At 36.5% G+C, this 14,668-nt stretch carries 13 protein-coding genes; all 13 read left to right on the top strand.

Annotated features, from left to right (window positions below):
* Positions 1–64 precede the first annotated feature (64 nt).
* The 13 genes from BCELL_RS12115 (at position 65) to yfmH (ending at position 14,662) form a co-directional block, all read left to right on the top strand.
* Positions 65–1,036 carry a polysaccharide deacetylase family protein gene (locus BCELL_RS12115; protein WP_013489040.1) on the top strand — a complete coding sequence of 324 codons (972 nt, stop codon included), beginning with the start codon at positions 65–67 and terminating at the stop codon, positions 1,034–1,036.
* Between the two features lie 20 nt (positions 1,037–1,056).
* Complete coding sequence (locus tag BCELL_RS12110; protein WP_013489039.1) at positions 1,057–2,295, top strand: M16 family metallopeptidase; 1,239 nt, start codon at positions 1,057–1,059, stop codon at positions 2,293–2,295.
* 91 nt (positions 2,296–2,386) lie between these two features.
* Positions 2,387–2,617: a YlmC/YmxH family sporulation protein gene (locus BCELL_RS12105; RefSeq protein WP_013489038.1), complete on the top strand. Its 231-nt coding sequence runs from the start codon at positions 2,387–2,389 to the stop codon at positions 2,615–2,617.
* A 219-nt stretch (positions 2,618–2,836) separates the two neighbouring features.
* The gene (gene dpaA, locus BCELL_RS12100; RefSeq protein WP_013489037.1) at positions 2,837–3,736 is read left to right on the top strand and encodes a dipicolinic acid synthetase subunit A; all 900 of its coding nucleotides are present in this window, start codon (positions 2,837–2,839) and stop codon (positions 3,734–3,736) included.
* A 2-nt stretch (positions 3,737–3,738) separates the two neighbouring features.
* The gene (locus BCELL_RS12095; RefSeq protein WP_013489036.1) at positions 3,739–4,332 is read left to right on the top strand and encodes a dipicolinate synthase subunit B; all 594 of its coding nucleotides are present in this window, start codon (positions 3,739–3,741) and stop codon (positions 4,330–4,332) included.
* Between the two features lie 194 nt (positions 4,333–4,526).
* On the top strand, positions 4,527–5,576 hold the full coding sequence (gene asd / locus BCELL_RS12090; protein WP_013489035.1) for an aspartate-semialdehyde dehydrogenase: 1,050 nt from the start codon (positions 4,527–4,529) through the stop codon (positions 5,574–5,576).
* Between the two features lie 141 nt (positions 5,577–5,717).
* Entirely contained in the window at positions 5,718–6,938 is a 1,221-nt protein-coding gene (dapG, locus tag BCELL_RS12085) for an aspartate kinase (RefSeq protein WP_013489034.1), read from the top strand.
* Positions 6,939–6,952: 14 nt separating this feature from the next.
* On the top strand, positions 6,953–7,822 hold the full coding sequence (gene dapA / locus BCELL_RS12080; protein WP_013489033.1) for a 4-hydroxy-tetrahydrodipicolinate synthase: 870 nt from the start codon (positions 6,953–6,955) through the stop codon (positions 7,820–7,822).
* 165 nt (positions 7,823–7,987) lie between these two features.
* Positions 7,988–8,734: a ClpP family protease gene (locus BCELL_RS12075; RefSeq protein WP_013489032.1), complete on the top strand. Its 747-nt coding sequence runs from the start codon at positions 7,988–7,990 to the stop codon at positions 8,732–8,734.
* Positions 8,731–8,961, top strand: coding sequence for a YlzJ-like family protein (locus tag BCELL_RS12070; RefSeq protein WP_013489031.1), 231 nt, complete (start codon positions 8,731–8,733; stop codon positions 8,959–8,961). The genes BCELL_RS12075 and BCELL_RS12070 overlap by 4 nt, the downstream gene beginning before the upstream one ends.
* Before the next feature lie 246 nt (positions 8,962–9,207).
* On the top strand, positions 9,208–11,580 hold the full coding sequence (locus tag BCELL_RS12065) for an FtsK/SpoIIIE family DNA translocase (RefSeq protein WP_013489030.1): 2,373 nt from the start codon (positions 9,208–9,210) through the stop codon (positions 11,578–11,580).
* A gap of 501 nt (positions 11,581–12,081) precedes the next feature.
* The gene (gene yfmF / locus BCELL_RS12060; protein WP_013489029.1) at positions 12,082–13,377 is read left to right on the top strand and encodes an EF-P 5-aminopentanol modification-associated protein YfmF; all 1,296 of its coding nucleotides are present in this window, start codon (positions 12,082–12,084) and stop codon (positions 13,375–13,377) included.
* The gene (yfmH, locus tag BCELL_RS12055; RefSeq protein ID WP_013489028.1) at positions 13,370–14,662 is read left to right on the top strand and encodes an EF-P 5-aminopentanol modification-associated protein YfmH; all 1,293 of its coding nucleotides are present in this window, start codon (positions 13,370–13,372) and stop codon (positions 14,660–14,662) included. Before yfmF ends, yfmH begins: the two co-directional genes overlap by 8 nt.
* Positions 14,663–14,668: the final 6 nt, after the last annotated feature.

Genomic DNA, 14,668 nt, shown 5'->3' with positions numbered 1-14,668 from the left:
ACATTGATTATAGTTCTACCTTGTCCTCCCTATGCATAATTGTAAAGATAAGGGGGGACAGTGTATGATAAAGAAACTTATTTTACAAGTAGCTACATTTTTGTGCATTTTATTAATTTCGTTAGGAAGTGTTCAAAATCCAATAACGAGTGGTTACATAAATGAATTAAGCGAACAAGCACAAACAGTGATGAAAGAGGAAGACCCTTTATATATGGAACTTCTGAGAAGGCAAGCAGATTATGAAGTAGATCCACAAGATGCTGTTGTAGATAAAGTGTGGAAAGCAATACCTGGTTTGAATGGGTTGTCAGTAAATATCCAAGATTCTTATGAAGAAATGAAAGAATTTGGAGATTTCCAAGAAGACAAATTAGTTTTTCACCAAATCCCGCCACAGAAGATGCTAAAGGATCTCCCACCGTCACCTATTTATCGTGGACACCCCGAAAAACCTATGGTAACATTCATGGTCAATGTCGCATGGGGGAATGAGTATATACCAGAAATGCTTGAAATCATGAAAAAGCATGATGTGAAAGCTACGTTTTTTTTAGATGGTTCTTGGGTGAAAAATAACCCTAAGCTAGCAAAGATGATACATGAAGAAGGGCATGAGATAGGTAATCACGCTTATTCACACCCAAATATGAAAAATTTGTCTACTAACCGGATATTGGAAGAGCTACAAAAAACAAATAATATTATAAAAGAAACGTTAGATGTAGAACCGAAATGGTTTGCACCACCTAGTGGTAGTTACAGGCAAGAGGTAGTAGATATCGCACATAAAATGGATATGTATACAGTACTATGGACTGTCGATACTATTGATTGGAAAAAACCTGAACCAACAAGTATGGCACAAAGAGTAGTCGATAAAACAGATGAAGGTACGTTAATATTAATGCATCCGACTTCATCGACTGCAAAAGGATTGGAAATGATGATAGAGGGAATGAAGCAAAAAAATTTAAGTATTGGCACCTTAAGTGATACACTAAGTGAAACTAGGATACACTTAAACAGAAGATAGTCAGACTTAGGAGGGGCATCGTGATTAAACGATTTACAAGTGATAATGGTTTACGTATTGTCTTTGAACCAAATAATACAGTACGATCTGTTGCTATTGGTATATGGATCGGTACTGGTTCTCGATTTGAAACGAAGCAGCAAAATGGTGTTTCACACTTTTTGGAGCATATGTTCTTTAAAGGAACTAAATCAAGAACAGCGCAACAAATAGCTGAGTCGTTTGATTCTATAGGAGGTCACGTAAACGCATTTACTTCAAAAGAATATACTTGCTATTATTCTAAAGTGCTTGATACACATGCCAAGCATGCCGTAGATGTACTTGCAGATATGTATTTTAATTCGATATTTGATACAAATGAATTAAACAAGGAAAAGGGCGTCGTTTTAGAAGAGATCAAAATGTATGAAGATACACCAGATGATATCGTTCACGATTTATTAAGTAAAGCAAGCTTTGGTGAACATCCTCTCGGTTATCCGATTTTAGGTACAGAAGAAACTTTATCTCAGTTTTCAGCAGAATCTCTTATTGAATATATGGATCAATATTACAATGCAGACAATGTAGTAATATCTATTTGCGGTAATGTTGAAGAAGATTTTGTTCAATATGTTCAGGAAGTATTCTCAAAAATGAAAAAAGGAAAATCTAATAAGACTCTAAATAAGCCTACTTTTAATTCTGATCGCATCGCAAGAAAGAAAGACACAGAGCAAGCTCATATATGTATAGGGTTCGAAGGATTTCCATTAAACAATGAACAAATATATAGTTTAATTCTTTTAAATAATACGCTTGGCGGAAGTATGAGCAGTAGGCTCTTCCAAGAGGTTCGGGAGAAGAGGGGATTGGCTTATTCTGTATTTTCTTATCACTCTGCTTTTCATGATACAGGAATGGTTACCGTTTATGCAGGAACAGGACAAAACCAGCTTGATGAACTGTTTGAAGTATTAATGAATACTGTGAATATCGTGAAGACTGAGGGGATGACAGAAAAAGAGCTTCAAAACGGGAAAGAGCAATTAAAAGGAAGTCTCATGCTAGGACTTGAGAGTACAAACAGTAGAATGAGTCGTAATGGTAAAAATGAGTTGCTATTAGGTCGTCATCGTAGTCTTGATGATATCATTCACTCTATAGATCAAGTCACTCTTGACATGATCAAGGAAACAAGTGATCAAATTTTTTCGAAAGACTATTCCTTAACAGTAATTAGCCCTAAAGGGGATTTACCAAAAGCGATACAATAACAATATAACTCTGTATGAAAACATGTCTTAAAAGGCATGTTTTTTTTTATTGCTCATACAGTATTAAAAAGTAGGTTGGGGAGGGAGTTTCATGAGATTGAGCGAAATTAGTAACAAAGAAATAATCGATTATCAGAAAGGGGAAAGGCTTGGGGTATTAGGGCAAACTGATTTGATTATTGATGAAAAAAATGGTCAAATTGAGGCATTCGTTATTCCAACATTAAAATGGTTTGGACTAGGAAAACGGGAGAAAGAAGTAACGGTATATTGGAAGCAAATAAAAAAAATCGGTCAAGACATGATTATTATTGAAGTTTAAATGTCCAGCAATGGGCATTTTTTTGTTGTAAACAAAGTCAAGAGTTGCTGATAAGATGACTAACTAATCCGACTATGCTAAACGAAAATTCATTGAAATAGCTTGTCTTTTCTTCACACGAAGTGAGGCATTCACATAATATGTTGTGAGTTCCACATCGCAAGCAAGTTCCCCTTTATTCAATCAAAATACAAAATTAGGGAAGGGGAGATTTAAACATTGTTAACAGATATGCACGTTGCAGTTATTGGAGGAGATGCTAGACAATTAGAGATTATAAGAAAGCTCTCAGAACATGATGCTCAATTGTCACTAGTAGGATTTGATCAGTTAGACGATGGTTTTGTTGGTGCAAATAAGCGTACCTTTGATACCATCGATCCGAGTACTGTAGATGCGATTATCTTACCGGTGAGTGGAATGAATGACAATGGAGAGATAGAATCAATATTTTCAGGAGAGAAAACAGTATTAACAGAAGATTGGTTAAAGGAAACGAAAGATAACACAGTTGTGTATACTGGTATTTCTAACGAGCGACTAAAGATAATGGTGAATGAGAGCGGTCGCAAGTTAGTGGAATTAATGGAACGTGATGATGTAGCTATTTATAATTCGGTACCAACTGCTGAAGGTACAGTTATGATGGTTATTCAAAATACAGAAATTACAATCCACAATGCAAATGTAATCGTGACTGGTTTAGGAAGAGTAGGGATGACAGTTGCACGAACCTTCCAAAATTTAGGTGCTAACGTAGAATTGATTGCTAATGAACCGAATTTAAAGGCAAGGGCATTTGAAATGGGGATGAAATGTAGTACCGTAAATGATTTATTTTCACGCGCAGAAAGTGCTGACGTTGTTATTAATACAATTCCGGCACCAATTATCTCACCAAAAGTATTGCAAAGAATGCCCCTACATGCTTTAGTTGTCGATTTAGCCTCTAAACCAGGTGGAACAGACTTTCGCTACGCAGAGAAAAGGGGAATAAAAGCATTATTAGCACCTGGGTTACCAGGGATTGTTGCCCCAAAAACAGCTGGGGAGATTATTGCTAGTGTATTGAGTAATTTGTTACAAGAGCAATGGGATGTTGAAAGAGGAGGAAAATAGTAATGTCACTTAAAGGTAAACATATTGGTTTTGGTTTAACAGGATCGCATTGTACGTATGATGAAGTATTGCCTATTATGAAGCAATTAGTAGAGATGGGAGCTAAGGTTACGCCTTTTGTAAGCTATACTGTACAATCTACGGATACAAAATTTGGGAAAAGTGAAGATTGGATAGCTAAAATTAAGGAAATAACAAAAGAACCAATTGTAGATACAATACCAAAAGCAGAGCCATTTGGGCCACAAACCCCATTAGATTGTATGGTAATTGCACCAATGACGGGAAACTCTACAAGCAAACTTGCAAATGCGCTTACTGATTCACCAGTATTAATGGCTGCTAAAGCAACAATGAGAACTCACGGACCAGTTGTTGTAGCTATTTCTACGAATGATGCACTTGGCTTAAATGGTGTGAATGTGATGAGGCTAATGGCAACAAAAAATATATTCTTTGTGCCATTTGGTCAGGATCATCCGTATAAAAAGCCTAATTCACTTGTTGCCGATATGACTAAAATCCCTCAAACAATAGAATCTGCTTTAAATCATGAACAATTTCAACCAGTTTTAATAGAAAGATATAAAGATTAGTGAAAAAAACTCTAACAATTGTTAAAATAGATATATGGTGTGAGATAAAGTGCTATCTCACCTTCTCGTTCGCTTTCTCGTAGTTAAGAATTTATTCTTAACTACGTTATGTTTTTTTAAAATTTATTGTGCAGAGAACCTTGTCAATAAACGGAAAGCCTATGAATGACTAATATCTGAAAGGGGATTTTGTAATGAATGAAACAGGTTATCGAGTTGCAGTTGTAGGTGCTACAGGTGCAGTAGGACAACAAATGCTAAAAACATTAGAGAGATTAAACTTTCCAGTATCTTCTTTACTCCCTCTCTCTTCTAAAAGATCTGCAGGGAAAAAGGTAGTATTTAAAGGAGAGGAATTAACTGTACAAGAAGCAACACCAGAATCTTTTGAAGGGATTCAACTTGCTTTATTTAGTGCGGGTGGTTCTGTTTCAAAAGCACTTGCTCCAGAAGCAGTAAAACACGGAGCCATTGTTGTGGATAATACGAGTGCTTTCCGAATGGATCCAGACGTACCGCTTGTAGTACCTGAGGTCAATGAAGATGATATAAAAAAACATGAAGGAATCATTGCTAACCCAAATTGTTCAACAATTCAAATGGTAGCGGCTTTAGAGCCAATTAGAAAGGCATATGGATTAAACAAAATAGTCGTTTCTACTTATCAAGCGGTTTCTGGTGCAGGAGCAGAGGCTATTGATGAAATGTATGAACAAACAAAGCAAGTGATGAACAATGAAGAAGTGAAGACAGAAATATTACCGGTTGGTGGGGATAAAAAACATTATCAAATTGCATTTAATGCAATTCCACAAATTGATTTATTCCAGGAAAATGGATTTACTTTTGAAGAAATGAAAATGATAAACGAAACAAAGAAAATTATGTCCGATAACACATTAGAGGTTGCTGCTACATGTGTGCGATTACCTGTGGAAACGGTACATTCCGAATCTGTTTATATTGAAGTAGAGCAAAATAATGTTTCCGTTAAGGACATTCATGGTGCACTAGAAGGTGCCCAAGGTATTACGCTACAAGATGATCCGACTAACCAAGTATATCCTATGGCGACGACAGCAGCTGGTAAAGATGATGTATTCGTTGGAAGAGTGAGAAAGGATCTAGATCGTGATAATGGATTCCATTTATGGGTTGTTTCTGATAACTTATTAAAGGGAGCTGCACTTAACTCAGTTCAAATAGCCTTTTCTTTAGACAAACTAGGTCTATTAAAAAAGTAAATGAATTTGGAAGTGTTTCATCAGTACTCTTTAATCAAGTTGCAATGCGTTTTATAAAGTCTTGAACCTTCGTTACCTCACATAAGTGGTGAAGTAATAGAAAGTACTTTTCTATTAACAAAAAGGTGGATAGATAAAATAATGAAGATTATAGTCCAAAAGTTTGGAGGAACTTCAGTAAAATCCGCGGAGACGCGTTTATTAGCATCTGAACATGTAGAGGATGCGTTACGTGATGGCTATAAAGTTGTCGTTGTCGTATCCGCTATGGGTAGAAAAGGAGATCCCTATGCAACAGACACGTTATTAAATCTAGTTGAGGGAAATAAAGGCAATGTCTCAAAGCGTGAGCTAGATTTATTAGCCTCATGTGGAGAAACGATTTCTGCTGTTGTTTTTTCTAATTTGTTAAATAGCAAGGGCATTAAAGCCCTTGCGATGACAGGAGCCGAAGCTGGTTTTAGAACGAATGAAGACTACACGAATGCAAAGATTGTAGAAATGAAAGTAGACGCTTTAAATAACGCATTGGAGGATTTTGACGTAATCGTTGTTACTGGCTTCCAAGGACAGACGCCCAAAGGAACAACTGCCACACTAGGAAGAGGTGGTAGTGATACATCAGCTACTGCACTTGGAGCGGCATTACAAGCTGAGGTAGTTGATATTTTCACAGATGTGGAAGGTGTCATGACTGCTGATCCTAGAATTGTAAATCAAGCAAAGCCCTTATCAGTTGTCACATACAATGAAATTTGTAACTTGGCTTATCAAGGTGCAAAAGTCATTCATCCTAGAGCAGTTGAAGTAGCAATGCAAGCAAAGGTTCCTATTAGAATACGCTCAACTGCCTCAAAGGAAGAAGGAACATTGATAACATCCAGTACTTCTCAAAACGTAGGCCGAGATGTAGAGGAACGTCCAATTACCGGAATAGCCCATGTCAACAATGTGACACAAATAAAAGTTTTTGCTGAAGACGGCGACTATGATTTACAAACCAAAGTTTTTAAAGCGATGGCAAATGAAGGGATTTCAGTTGACTTTATAAATATACACCCAATGGGTGTTGTCTATACTGTGAGTGATGACCTTTCGGATCGTGCTGTTGAGCTATTACAATCGATGGATTTACAGCCTCAATTTTTAAAGGGCTGTGCGAAAGTATCAGCTGTTGGTGCGGGGATGACAGGAGTCCCAGGAGTGACATCGCGTATCGTTGAAGCGTTAACGAGTAAAAACATTCCAATTCTCCAATCTGCTGATTCTCATACAACGATTTGGGTATTAGTAAGAGGAGAGGATATGATTAACGCAGTCAATGCTCTCCATGAAATGTTCTTACTAGAGAAAGATGATTAAAGGAGAGGGTATTTATGGATTTCGGCCGTGTTGTTACCGCGATGGTTACACCATTCGATTCAAAAGGGAATGTTGATTTCCCAAAAGTCACGAAATTAATCGAGTATTTAATAAATAATGGTTCTGATGGGGTTGTAGTTGCAGGAACTACTGGAGAATCACCTACGTTAACAACGGAGGAAAAGGTTGCTCTATTTCGACACGTAATGAAGGTTGTTGATGGAAGAATTCGTGTAATTGCAGGAACTGGCTCCAATAACACATATTCTTCTGTGGAGTTAACACGTAAAGCTGAAGAAATTGGTGTAGATGGTGTAATGTTAGTGGCACCTTATTATAATAAGCCTTCACAAATGGGGCTTTATGAACATTTTAAAGCTATTGCTGAGAAAACGACATTGCCAATTATGATTTATAATGTTCCAGGAAGAACAATGGTAAACATAGAGGCTGAAACAGTAATTGCACTTTCTAAAATAGATAATATAGTTGCTGTGAAGGAAGCAAGTGGTAATCTAGACCAAATGACATGGATTATTGCCAATACGGATGAGGACTTTCATTTGTATTCTGGCGATGATTCTCTTATTTTACCAATCTTATCCATTGGAGGAGCTGGTGTAGTATCAGTTGCAAGTCACATTATTGGAAACGAAATTCAAGATATATTTTCATTATATGAATCTGGTAATGTCAAAGAAGCTGCAGAAATGCACCAAAAATACTTTTCACTCATAAAAGGATTATTTATGGCACCAAGTCCTACGCCTGTAAAAACTGCATTACAATTAATTGGACTTGACGTTGGGGGCGTAAGATTACCTTTAGTTCCACTGACATCTGAAGAACGTAGTTTAATTTCTTCTTTGCTTGAAAATAAATAAACACATAGAAAACTGACTCTTCCCTGTTGAGAGTCAGTTTTTTTGCGGTAAATTTTTAAAACAGTAGGAGCCACACGCTTCTATATTAAGAAATGTAATCATTCATCCCTTGCATTAAATTCATTTTTCCACTGCATACTATAAAAAGAAAGGAGTGGATCGGCCATGGATGAAACTGCTAACAATCCACAAGCATCAAATCCTAACCAAGAAGGAAAAGAGCAAAAGGAAACAGGAATATTAGATAAAATTCAGCAATTAGGGCAAACCAATGTGCCACAGATGGAGCAATCAAATATTCATATGCTAACAATTATTGGCCAAATAGAAGGTCATATGCAGTTACCACCGCAGAACAAAACGACTAAATATGAACATATTATTCCGCAACTAGTTGCCGCTGAGCAAAATCCTAAAATTGAGGGTTTATTAATTATTTTGAATACAGTTGGTGGTGATGTAGAGGCAGGTCTTGCACTGTCTGAAATGATATCTTCCTTATCTAAACCTACTGTTACATTAGTTCTTGGTGGTGGACATTCGATAGGTGTGCCAATAGCAGTCGCAGCAAACTATTCTTTTATTGCAGAAACTGCTACCATGACAATACACCCTGTTCGTCTTACAGGTCTTGTCATAGGCGTACCACAAACTTTTGAATATTTAGATAAAATGCAAGATCGTGTAATTAACTTTGTTACGAGACATTCATCAATTTCTGAAGAAAACTTTAAAGAATTAATGCTCTCTAAAGGAAACCTTACTCGGGACATCGGTACGAATGTTATCGGAAAGGATGCTGTTTCTTACGGTTTAATAAATGAGGTAGGAGGAATTGGACAAGCAATAAAAAAATTAAATGAACTTATTGAGCAGTCAAAGGGAAGTTCAAATGAGGATGTGATTCAATGATCTTATATACTTACCAATCACAAGAAATGATTTTCCCTATCAATGAGGCAGATTATACGAACCAAACCTACGTCGATATACCAGGGGGACAGTTGCAATTAGAGAAAGTAGAAGAAGGGCAAGGAGGTTTAGGGAGTTATCGTATTGTGCGATTACTTTCATCAGATCCCAATTTATATTTGAATCCTCAATACGCACCTGGTCAAGTTTTTTCTGTAAGTAAATAATTATCATAAAAATGATCCTCATATGGAAAATGGAAGCAATATTATGCTATAATAATGAAAACAAGCGTTCGTTATCTTTGGAAAAGTCCATGAAGAAAATACGAAAAATAGGGCTATACTAGTATATACGGATATGACGTTTATCTAGAGTGTGGCCGATAAGCTCAACGCTTTGAGGTTGTACCTATAAGTAACTGCTTATGGTACAACCTTTTGTTCCATATAAATATAGAGGTGGTTTTTTTAATGGCCAGAAAAAGAAAAAAAAGTCCAGGGAAATGGAAAAAGCAGCTGACTTTTGAGTTAACTGGATTATTTTTATTTATAGTTTCGTTAATAACATTTGCTAGATTAGGAGTTGTCGGAGAAGGGTTAATGCAAGTTTTTCACTTCTTCCTTGGAAGCTACCATGTAGTTTTAACTATATTTTTGAGTGTTTTCTCGTTATATTTAATGATAAAACGCCAGCTTCCTTACTTTTGGTCCAGGAAGTTAATCGGTACATATTTATTTGTATTTTCACTCTCTTTATTAAGTCATAAACTATTATTTGATAGATTGTCTGCACAGGCTGAATTTTTAGATCACTCTGTCATTAGAAATACATTTTACTTATACCGTATGCAATTACAAGGAGAGCCAGTAATCGATGATTTAGGCGGTGGTATGATCGGTGCTTTAGGATATGCCGTCACACATTTTCTTTTTTCCTCTGCTGGTTCGATGGTGTTTGCTATTGGACTATTGATTACATCGATCGTTATTATTACTGGGAAATCATTTATTGATGTATTAAGAAAAAGTGGAGGAAGCTCGGCTTCATTTTTGCAAAAATGTTCGAATTGGTTTAAGACGCAGGCGATTGATGTAAAAACTACAATTGTTGAATGGAAAAATAAGTGGAATCAAAAGCGTGAAGATGAACAAACAGCAGTACTTAAGAAAAAGCAAGATGAATCTATTGACGGAGGAGAAGAAGAACCGATTATTTATCACTTTTCCGCAAAAGCATACGATAATAATGACCAAGGTGGCGCAGAAGTTATTGACGTAGAATCAATAGCGCTAAAAGATAATGTGTCAGAAGAAAAGGAGAAACCACAACAGCAAGAGGAAGTTGAAGTAGATATTGAAAAACCAGAAACAACATCATTAGTCGTGAGTGCGAAGGAAAATGAATTTTATGAGCTACCTGCTCTAGATTTACTTGCTAGTCCAGTGAAAGCTAACCAATCAAGAGAGCATTCAATGCTTTCAAAAAATGCACGAAAGCTTGAACGTACACTAGAAAGTTTTGGCGTAAGTGCAAAAGTAACAAAAGTACATTTAGGTCCATCTGTAACAAAGTACGAAGTCTATCCAAGTGTAGGTGTAAAAGTAAGTAAAATCGTTAACTTAACCGATGATTTGGCATTAGCACTAGCAGCTAAGGACATACGAATGGAGGCACCTATTCCAGGGAAGTCTGCCATTGGCATAGAGGTACCAAACCAAGAGGTAGCACTCGTTACATTGAAGGAGGTTCTTGAATCTCAAGTAATGAAAGAGAAAGATAGCAAACTAGCGATAGGACTTGGTAGAGATATTTCTGGAGACGCAGTAATAGCTGAATTAAATAAAATGCCTCACTTACTTGTAGCCGGAGCTACTGGAAGCGGGAAAAGTGTTTGTATAAACGGTATTATCATTAGTATTTTAATGCGATGTAAACCTCATGAAGTAAAGCTCATGATGATTGACCCTAAAATGGTTGAGTTAAATATATATAACGGAGTACCGCACTTACTATCGCCAGTAGTTACTGATCCTAAAAAGGCGTCTCAGGCGTTAAAAAAAGTTGTCAATGAAATGGAACGCCGGTATGAATTGTTTGCATATTCGGGTACACGTAATATTGAAGGGTATAACATGCATATTAAACGTGAAAATGACAGTAAGGAAGAAGGAGACCAACATCAACCTTTACCTTATATTGTCGTTATTGTGGACGAGCTTGCTGATTTAATGATGGTAGCTTCTTCTGATGTGGAAGATTCTATCACTAGGCTAGCACAAATGGCACGGGCAGCGGGTATCCATTTAATCATTGCGACACAACGTCCTTCCGTCGATGTTATTACAGGTGTTATTAAAGCAAACATCCCGTCTAGAATTGCTTTTGGTGTTTCTAGTTCAACTGATTCCAGAACGATATTAGATGGAAACGGAGCAGAGAAATTATTAGGAAAAGGGGATATGCTCTTTTTACCTGTAGGTGCTAATAAGGCGACTCGAATTCAAGGCGCCTTCCTCTCTGATGATGAAGTGGAGCGGGTTGTATTTCATTGTATTGAACAACAGAAGGCGCAATACGCAGAAGAAATGATGCCACAAGAAGGAGAAAGTGTAGCTTCTCATGATGTCGATGATGAGTTATATGATGATGCAGTCCAGTTAGTAGTTGACATGCAAACAGCTTCCGTCTCCATGCTTCAGCGGCGTTTTCGAATAGGTTATACGAGGGCTGCTAGATTAATTGATGAAATGGAAGTAAGAGGTATCGTTGGACCCTATGAGGGAAGTAAACCACGCGAAGTACTTATAGCGAAGCAAGAGGATCAAGAAGTTTCGAACCAATAGTGAACTATATTTTCCCCCTGATGATAAAGTCAGGGGTTTTTTTATAAAGCTGTTTTCGTAATCTTTGTTGTTTTTTTAGTCTTGGTGAAACGAAAGGTGGCGACTCCAGCGACGAGCGTTACATCACGATTAAGCTTCGAGTTGTCTCTTCCTCTACATACAACTCCAGAGCATTGCATGTAGAGGAAGAGACAGGTTGAGAGCTGAAGATCCATCGGGGCGGGTTTCCTCGATTAGCTGAAGCCTTGCCCGCGGAAAGCGTTCACCTGTAATGGAGCCAAGCAAATAAATATTCTTAAAACAACCAATCTATGCGAAGTAAGCCTTTTATAATGAAGATGTAAAAATCAACCATATTGAGTTCCCTCGTGTAATAATATACCTTTTTTACCAATTCTTTTGCTTTTTCATATATGATTTATATAAAATTGAAGTATATAGAAACATAATGTACTGTAACAATAGGTATGATAAAGTGTAGGATATCGAGGAGGGATACCATTGAAAGAAAACGAACTACAAACATTTTCGGTCGGGCCATTAAATGTACATGTTTTACCTTCAACAACGTATAAAACGAATACATTGGTATTACATATGAGGTCACCACTGGAAAAGAAGACTGTGACAAAAAGAGCATTATTACCGTTCGTTTTACAAAGTGGAACGGAAAGCTATCCATCAAGACAAGCCATTCGAAAACAGTTAGATGACCTATACGGTGCAACATTAAATGTTGATGTAGCTAAAAAAGGCGAATATCATCTTATGAGTTTTCGGATGGAAGTTGCTAATGAAAAATTCTTATCGGATTCACGCCCATTGTTTGAGAGAGCTTTAGACCTTTTTTCATCTGTGATACTCTCACCTAAAGCATCGAATGGGTCGTTCGATAAAGCTATTGTAGACGGAGAAAAGAGAACGTTAAAGCAAAAGCTCTCTTCAGTTTATGATGATAAAATGCGTTATGCTAACAAACGACTAACAGAAGAAATGTGCAAAGATGAACCGTTTGGCTTATTTGTTCTAGGGGACTCAGAAGATGTTGATGGGATTAATGAACATTCATTATATCAGTACTATGAAGAAGTTCTTAAAACAAATGCACTAGACTTATATGTTGTTGGTGACGTTGAATTGGAGAGTATGAAACAAATTACTGAAAAACATTTTAGTGAGCTACACCATTTACCAGAGCGAAAAGTGACATTTAATAGTGCATCAGGAAATAATACTAGAGAGTCAAGAGAGGTAATTGAAGAGCAGGATGTGCAACAAGGAAAGCTTCATATCGGCTACCGCACCAATGTCACATACGGAGACGACGAGTATTTTGCTTTGCAATTGTTTAACGGTGTCTTTGGAGGGTTTTCACATTCTAAGTTATTTATAAATGTAAGAGAGAAGGCTAGTCTTGCTTATTACGCAGCTTCAAGGGTAGAAAGTCACAAAGGACTTTTAATTGTTCTTGCTGGGATAGAAAGTAATAAGTTCGAGGATACAACGAAAATTATATTTAAACAAATGGAAGAAATGCAAGCAGGTAACTTTTCAGATGAAGATTTAAAACAAACAAAAGCAGTTTTGAAAAATCAACTTCTCGAAACGATGGATGTACCTAGAGGCTATATTGAGCTAGAATACCACAATGAACTTTCAGAAACAAAACGTACATTTGATGAGTGGATAAATAGAATTGATAATGTAACGAAAGAGGATATCGTGAAAGTAGCAAAAAAAATTAAACTAGATACTGTTTATTTTTTAAAGGGGAAGGAGGAAGCAGTAAATGAGTAAAATGAACTTTGATCAGCTTCAAGAAACACTATATTTTGAAGAGCTACCTAATGGACTACAAGTCTACATTTTGCCTAAAGCAGGATTTAATAAAACATATGCAACATTTACCACGAAATATGGTTCAATAGATAATCATTTTATTCCTCTCGGAGAAAAAGAAGCATTTAAAGTGCCAGATGGTATTGCACATTTTTTAGAGCATAAGATGTTTGAGGATGAAGAAGGAGATGTCTTTCAACTTTTCAGTAAACAAGGTGCATCAGCAAATGCTTTTACTAGCTTTACAAGAACGGCTTATTTATTCTCAAGCACAATGAATATACAGGAAAATTTAGAAACTTTACTGGATTTTGTTCAGAAACCTTACTTCACTGATGATTCTGTGGAAAAAGAAAAAGGTATTATTGAACAAGAAATTAAAATGTACGACGATAATCCTGATTGGCGGAATTATTTTGGTCTCATTTCAAGTATGTATGGAAACCACCCCGTAAGGATTGATATTGCTGGAACTGTAAATTCTATATACGAAATTACTAAGGAAATGCTTTATAAATGTTATGAAACATTTTATCATCCGAGCAATATGGTGTTTTTTGTAGTGGGGAATATTGATCCTGAAGAGACACTTGAGTTTATTAAAAGTAATCAGGATAAAAAGAAATTTGCGGAGCCAGAGCAAATTCAACGCTTTTTTGAAGCGGAGGGAGAGGAAGTATTTAAAAAAGAAGTAAAAATCCCTATGAATGTCAATACAGGAAAATGCTTAGTAGGCTTTAAGGACCGAAGCCCTTTAAAGCAAGGAAGAGAGCTATTAAAGCATGAATTATCACTCCAGCTTCTTTTAGAAATGATGTTCGGTCAAAGTGGTGAAAATTATCAGAAACTATATGACGAAGGTTTAATTGATGACACCTTTTCTTTTGATTACTCAGGAGAGTATGGTTTTGGATTTTCTGTAGTTGGTGGAGATTCAGATAATCCTGATAAGCTTTCAGAGAGAATAAAAGAGATAGTGCAAGCGTTTGATAAGCAAACGCTAGATGAAGGGTTATTAGAGGGAACGAGAAAAAAGAAGATTGGCTATTTTTTACGATCGCTCAATTCCCCAGAATATATAGCTAATCAATTTACACGCTATCGATTTAATGATATGGATCTTTTTGATGTTATACCTGTACTAGAATCAATTAAGAAGGAAGATTTACAAGTTGCTTTTAAAGACCATTTTAATGTTGATTCACAAATGAGTAAGTGCTTTATCACACCAAAAGGGGAATAGTTTACT

It is taken from the genome of Evansella cellulosilytica DSM 2522 (assembly GCF_000177235.2).
GTDB lineage: Bacteria > Bacillota > Bacilli > Bacillales > Salisediminibacteriaceae > Evansella > Evansella cellulosilytica.
Note: the sequence above shows the minus strand (reverse complement) of the source record. Positions and strands in the feature narration are given on the sequence as shown.